Genomic DNA, 7,008 nt, shown 5'->3' on the forward strand with positions numbered 1-7,008 from the left:
CGGGCGCATTGGGGTAATACTCGCATTATAGCGCCCCGCCGAGAAAACCCAGCCCAACCTACCGGGCAGACACGGCCAGAGCATCCCGTAGGGATGCGCTCTAAAGTTTTTTTGGTTCTTTTTGTTCACAACCGACGCTGCCAGCGAGCGCAATGCAAACGCAGTTTGCGAATTGCCGAGCGGCGAGGAGGAAAACGAGCGCAGCGAAGTTAAAAAGAACAGTCCCCTCCTGGGCAAATCACGAAAAGCGTGCGGAAAAAGATGAATCGAAAAGCCTATCTTTGCAGCATGAAAAGAAATCTCGCCGTCGTTGTTTTCTGGTTTTTCATTCTGAGTTTCGGCCTCGGCGAGTCCTTCGCACAGCTCAATAAGCCCTACTTTTTCTATAAAGGGCGTGAATTGATTCTTGACGGCGACTACCGCGGCGCCATCGAGATGCTCAACCTCCTGCTCCGCACCGAGACCAAAGAGCACGAAGGCTACTTTCTGCGCGGCGTCGCCAAATACAACCTCGACGACCTGATCGGCGCCGAAGCCGACTTTACCCAAGCCCTCGCCGTCAACCCCGTCTACACCATGGCCTACCAGTATCGCGCCATCACCCGGTCTCGGATGGGGAACTACAACGACGCCTTGCAGGACTACCGCACCGCCGCAGAGCTGCGGCCCAACATGCCCGCCACCTATTACAGCCGCGGCGTCACCTACTTTCTGAGCCAGCAGTTCGGCGACGCCGTGGACGACTTCTCGCGCTACCTGCGCTCGAAGCCCGCCGACGTCAACGCCCTCACCAATCGCGGCACCTGCTACCTCTACCTGAAAGACACCTCCCGCGCATACGCCGACTTCAACCGCGCCATCGAGATCAACCCCAACGAAGCCGACGGCTTCGTGCGTCGCGGTCTGCTCGAAGTGGCCCAGAACAAGAACACGGAGGGGATTCGCGACCTCACCGAAGCCTTGCGGATCGACAGCACCCTGGCCATCGCTTATTTTTATCGCGCCTACGCCTACGTCAACCAGTCCCAGCCCATTCGCGCGCTGGCCGACTTCGACCGCGCCGTCGCCTACGACTCCACCAACTCCGTCACCTACTTCAACCGCGCGATCCTGCGGAGCCAGATCGGCGACTACAACCGCGCCATCGACGACTACGACCGCGTGGCACGTTATAACCCCGGCAACGTGCTCGTCTTTTATAACCGCGCCTCCGTGAAGATTCGGATCGGCGACTATCGCGGCGCCATCGACGACTACACCCGCGCCATCGAACTCTATCCCGACTTCGCCAACGCCTACTTGTCCCGATCTCAGCTGAAAAGCCTCCTCCGCGACTTCCGCGGCGCCGAACGCGACCGGCGCATTGCCGAAGAGAAGATCGAAACCTACCGGCGGAAATTGAGCGACAGCACCTTCGCCTCCTTTGCCGACACCAGCCGTCAGTTCGACAAACTGCTCTCCTTCGACGCCGATTTCGGCAACAACGAACTGCGCTCCATGCGGGGCGACGTGCAGAAAGAGGCGCGCCTGCTACCCAACTTCCGGATCGGCTGGGTCTTGCCCGAAGACTCTGCGACACGGGTTTATAATCCGCGGGATTATCGGAACGCCCGGTTGGAGGGCTACACCTCCGCCTTAGCCCGGAGCCGTGCCGGTCGGGCCGCGGTGGCCGCCGGCTGGCGGTTCGGGATGACGACCGCTTCGGCCGCAGAGGCGGCTTTGCCCGAGGACAGTCTGGCTGTGTGGGACGCACGGAACGACACCCCGATCGAGTGGGAAGACAACTTCCTGCGCGGTTTGACCCAGACCGCCCTGCGGCAGTACGCTTCGGGGTTGAGCTATTATCGCCGCGCCGAGCGGATGGCCGTCGACAATCCGTTGATCTACCTGAACCGGGGTGCAGCCCAGGCCGAGATGATCGAATTCGTCGCCTCGCTGGAGGGTAATCGGGTGATGCAGCAGGTGGCCGTGCGTTCCGAGGATCCGGCCGCGCAGTTGCTACAGACCTCCTCCCGCCGCACCTACGACTACAGCGAAGCGATCGCCGACCTGCGTCGGGCGGCGGAGCTGATGCCGGAGCTTCCGCACATATACTATAATTTAGGGAATCTGTTGTGCCAGAGCGGCGATCTTCCGGGGGCATTCGAACAGTATACGCGTGCCATCGAGCGGTTTCCGTACCTGGCCGAAGCCTATTATAACCGCGGTTTGGTTCAGATATTCATGCAGGACACCCAGAAAGGCTGTTTGGATTTGAGCAAAGCCGGCGAATTGGGCTTGGTGGAAGCCTATGACGTGTTGAAACGCTACTGCATCAAGACCGGGCGTTGAGGCGCGGACAGAGGGTTGGGCGAACTGGTTAAGCGAAACGTAGTTTCGCCCGTCCACGGGACGTGGGGCCTGCCCGGCCCGAGGGCAGTTTCAGACGGGCCAGAGCTCGACCGCGCGCGACTGCTGGAGTAGGAAATCTTATTCAAGCACGTGATTCGTGTTTGAATAAGATTTCCTCCAGCGCGCGGACGAAGAACGGGGGTAGAGGGGGCCAGTAAAACACCCGAAGGGTGCGCCCGCCCGGCGTAAGGGCAGTCCCCTCCCGTAGGACAGACGCGCGCCCCGCCTAAAGAAGCGATTCAACTATTTCGGCGGTGAGCCGAAATAGAATGAATCGCGCAAGGCGCGCGGAATAAAGAATAATGCGAAATCCCGTCTCCCGCCTGCGTAAAGAGGGATTTCATCTCGATTTTGCTCACCGCAAAACGAATGAAATCCCCGCGGGGACGGGAATGCGGCGGAGCGAAAGCGGAGCCGCAGTGAGGAGGACACGGGACAGTGCTTTGAGGGAGAGCGAGTAGCGCGATTCGTAGAATCGCCGTCCTCGGCGAGAGCGACGCATCAGCGGCGCGGGGGGCGCGCCGAGGACGAATGGGCTGTGCTTTTGCGGTTCGTAGAACCGCCGGGCCTGCGCGCTGGGCCTTCGGCCCACCTGGGGAGCGCGCAGCCCGAACCTGACAGTCATGAACGATGAATGGGGGCGAACTGTTACCCAAACTTCTGCGACCCTTTGGGTCGCGCGGGCCGAACGCCTGCCCACGGTCGGCCCGCAACACGCCGCTCCGCGTCGAGAGTTGCTGTGCCTCCCGGGCGTCCGACCCGCCAACGTCAAACAAAAGTAGGGTAGAGGCGGCCAATAAAACACCCTGTGGGTGCCCGTTTATTCCGAGAGGCAACGCAACTGAAAACCGTAGGTACGATACGGTGCGCCATGAGGATTGAGCCACGCCGCACCGAAATCGAGATCCATGCCATTAGACCCGCTGGCAGAAGACGACCAACTGTACCCGCTGCGGCCGCCACTCACCAACTCGCCCGAGGTATGATAGCGGTAGCCCGGGGCCAGAGTAGCCGAGGCCGACAACACCCCGCCTCGCCACAAAACACCCGCATAAACCAGAGTCCGACGCCGGTTAGCGGCCCGAATGAAACGGAACCTACAATAATTATAGAACACGAAAGATGGTAGACACCTTACGACAAAACATCTCCGAATCCAAGCGTGCCCGCTGGACCGTCCTGCTCATGGTCTCCCTGACCATGTTCTGCGGCTACTTTCTCGCCGACGTGCTCGCCCCCTTGAAAGGGCTGCTCGAAGAGCTCTTCCAGTGGGACAGCACCGACTTCGGCCTCTTCAACAGCGGCTACGGCTGGTTCAACATCTTCCTCCTCATGCTGATCTTCGGCGGGATGGTGCTCGACAAAATGGGCGCCCGGTTCACCGGCGTCCTCTCCGTCGGCGTGATGCTCGCCGGCATCGCCGTCAAATATTACGCCATCGGATTTATCGATCCCGCCCGCCTGGTCGACCTCTGGTTCTTCGGCCCGAAGACCATGAAACTCCAAGTGCTCACGGCTTCGCTCGGCTACGCCCTCTTCGCCGTCGGCTACGAAGCCATCGGGATCACCGCCAATAAAATCGTCGTGCGGTGGTTCAAAGGGAAAGAACTCGCCTTCGCCCTCGGCATGAACCTCGCCTTCGCCCGGATGGGAACCTTCCTCGCCCTGGCCCTGCCGCTGCCCATCGCCCGCGCCTTCGGCAACTCCGTCAGCACCCCGATCCTCTTCGGAATGGTGCTGCTTTTGCTCGGCTTCCTGACCTTTCTGATCTATATCGGCATGGATCGCCGCCTCGACCGCGAATGCGCACAAGAGACCTTGGGCGACGACGAACGCTTCCGCTTCCGCGACATCTTCTCCATCTTCCGGATCCGCGCCTTCTGGTACATCGCCTTCCTGTGCCTCTTGTTCTATGCCGCCGTGCACCCCTTCGTGAAATTCGCCGTCGACCTCGTTGTCCAGAAATTCCACGTCGCCGGCGAATACTCCGGCCTGATTCCTTCGTTGCTGCCCGTCGGCACCCTGATCCTGACCCCCCTCTTCGGGAACATCTACGACCGGCGCGGCAAAGGCGCCTCCATGATGATCTGGGGCGCCCTGATGCTCGTCGGCGTCTACTTCGGCTTCTCCCTTCCGTGGCTCGACCACTGGAGCTTCGCCGTCGGCCTCGTCATTCTGCTGGGCATCGCCTTCTCCCTGGTGCCCTCCGCCATGTGGCCCTCCGTGGCCAAGATCATCCCCGAAAGCAAACTCGGAACCGCCTACGCCCTGATTTTTTGGATGCAGAACTGGGGCCTCGCCGGCATCCCCCTCCTGATCGGCTGGGTGCTCGACCGGTGGGGTAAACTCCCTCCGGCCCTTGTGGACGGCAAAGAGATCGCCCGGTACGACTACACCTTTCCGATGCTGATCTTCTTGTGTTTAGGCCTCCTCGCCGTCCTCTTCGGCCTCCTCCTGAAGAGCGAAGACCGCCGCAAAAGCTACGGCCTGCAACAACCCAACATCACCCACTGATCCTCCCCCCGCAGGAGAACCCACGATGCAAAGACCGACAAAAATTTTTGGCAGATATTGATTTATTGGAAAATCCTTTCTACTTTTGTCGGGAAAGAGGAGAACCCACCTCTTGTGTTTTGCCCTCGGAACGCGCGGTCGAACGACCATCTTCGATCCCCTTTCCGATTCAGTACTAAACAGATACAGTTTTTTAATATGAAACATCTATTACTCTCATTGGCCATGCTTTTCGGGGCGGTGGCAGCCTATGGTCAGGGAGGCGATTTGATGCAGCCGGGCGTTTATCAGGACGGGATTACCGTAACCAAACAGAACGGGAAATACGGGCTGATGGATGTGACCAAACGGGTCTTCACTCCGGTGATTTACGAAAGTATCGCGCCGTTCGAAGACGGTCTCGCGAAAGTGAAACGCGACGGCCGGTATGGTTTCGTGAATACCTTGGGGCTCGAAGTGGTGGCCCCGGTTTACGACTCGATCTCTCCGTTCCAGAGCGGGGTGGCCAAAGTCAAGAAAAACGGATACTACGGCTTGATCAATCGCGCGGGACGTGAAGTCGCCAGTGTGAGCTACGACGCCATTACCGACTTCGAAGACGGGGTGGCCAAGATGTGGAAACGCGGACGTTGCGGACTGATCAGTATGTCGGGCTATGAACTGGCCCCGTGCGTGTACAACGCCATCGACGAATTCGTGAATAAAATCGCCCTGGTTTACAAAGACGGACGTTTCGGGATGATCGACAACGCCGGGAACCAGATCGCCCAACCGATTTATAAGGAAATCGCACCGTTCGATGAAAACGGTTTGGCCTTTGCATCGCGAGATGGGAAATACGGCTACCTCTCTTATATGGGTGACGAGATTATTCCGGTGCAATACGACGAAATCTCGAACTTCATCGACGGGGTGGCACGGGTATCGAAGAACGGTCGGTACGGTTTTGTGAATACCTTAGGGCAGGAGTTCATCACCACTATTTATGACAGCGCGACCGCATTTTCGAACGGGTTGGCAGTCGTGGAAAGCAACGGGCGATTCGGGATCGTGGATATCCAGGGTCGGACAGTTGTTCCGTGCAACTACGCATCTCGGGAAGACGCAATCCGGGCTTTCGAAAACCTGACCGTCGTGAAGTCTTCGAAACGGGATCGGAACGACGACGGCGCTTCGACCCGGAAAGCCGGGACTTCGAAATAGGACGGATATTAGCACAGATTGACTATACGAGTAGCCTGCTGTTTTTACGGCAGGCTACTCTTTTTTAGGGTCACGTGAGAGGGCAGGATGTTTTTGTTATTTGTATAGGCTATCTCGCGCGGAACAGAGAACAGAGGGTAGAGGCTACCAGTGGAAATGCGCGAGCATTTTCCGTCCACGGGACGTGGGGCCCGGCCGGCCCGAGGCCAGTCTCCTCAAGCTAAATCGCGCAGGCGCGTTAAGCGATACATAGTATCGCTCCGTCCCGCCGGTGCGCCCATCGGGCGTTTTGTTAGGGCTCTCGTTGCCTTATTAACCGTCCGCCGCCCGCGCAGGGCAGTTCCAGGCGGATCAAAGCTCGACCGCGCGCGATCGCTGAAGTAGGAAATCATTCAAACGCGTGATTCGCGTTTGAATAAGATTTCCGCCAGCGCGCGAACAAAGAATTGGACGAAGAGCTGGGCCGATTCTGCCATTTGCCCACCGTGGGCACGCGGGGCCTGCCCGGCCGACGCGTTCGCGCCACGGCGGGCGGCCTTTATTACTTAAAAGTAACCGCGCGCCGCCGCCTAAAGAAGCGATTCAGCTATTTCGGCGGTAGCCGAATATGGACGAATCGCGCAAGGCGCGCGAATAAAGGATTGGGAAAAGACGGTTCAAAGCCCATCCGCGCGAAAGCGCGGCAGAGCGAAAGCGGAGCCGCAGTGAGGCCGACACGGGGCGGAGAACTGGGCTCTGCTTTGGGCGGTGCTTTTGCGACCTTATAGGTCGCCGTCCTCGGCGAGGGCGACGCATTAGCGGCGCGCGGGGGGCGCGCCGAGGACGAACTTGAAAGAATGGATGAACTTTGAGGGTGGGTTGGGCTGTGCTTTGGGTTGATCTTTTGCGGCTCGCAGAGCC

The 7,008-nt window shown here is 59.1% G+C and carries 3 protein-coding genes; all 3 read left to right on the forward strand.

The features are described 5' to 3' along the window. Positions 1-288 precede the first annotated feature (288 nt). The 3 genes from QZ302_RS07680 to QZ302_RS07690 all read left to right on the forward strand — a co-directional run bounded on the left by QZ302_RS07680 (position 289) and on the right by QZ302_RS07690 (position 6,108). Positions 289-2,331 (forward strand): tetratricopeptide repeat protein, encoded by a 2,043-nt coding sequence (locus tag QZ302_RS07680; protein WP_294594201.1) that lies wholly within the window; start codon positions 289-291, stop codon positions 2,329-2,331. Between the two features lie 1,182 nt (positions 2,332-3,513). Beyond that, positions 3,514-4,905, forward strand: coding sequence for an MFS transporter (locus QZ302_RS07685; protein WP_294594203.1), 1,392 nt, complete (start codon positions 3,514-3,516; stop codon positions 4,903-4,905). A gap of 198 nt (positions 4,906-5,103) precedes the next feature. Beyond that, a complete protein-coding gene (locus QZ302_RS07690; protein WP_294594205.1) occupies positions 5,104-6,108 on the forward strand; it encodes a WG repeat-containing protein in 1,005 nt (334 codons plus the stop codon). The last annotated feature ends 900 nt before the right edge of the window (positions 6,109-7,008 follow it).

The organism is uncultured Rikenella sp., from assembly GCF_910579375.1.
Taxonomy (GTDB): Bacteria; Bacteroidota; Bacteroidia; order Bacteroidales; family Rikenellaceae; genus Rikenella.

Coding starts and splice junctions, on each gene's coding strand:
- QZ302_RS07680 (WP_294594201.1), top strand. CDS start 289: ATGAAAAGAAATCTCGCCGTCGTTGTTTTCTGGTTTTTCATTCTGAGT.
- QZ302_RS07690 (WP_294594205.1), top strand. CDS start 5,104: ATGAAACATCTATTACTCTCATTGGCCATGCTTTTCGGGGCGGTGGCA.
- QZ302_RS07685 (WP_294594203.1), top strand. CDS start 3,514: ATGGTAGACACCTTACGACAAAACATCTCCGAATCCAAGCGTGCCCGC.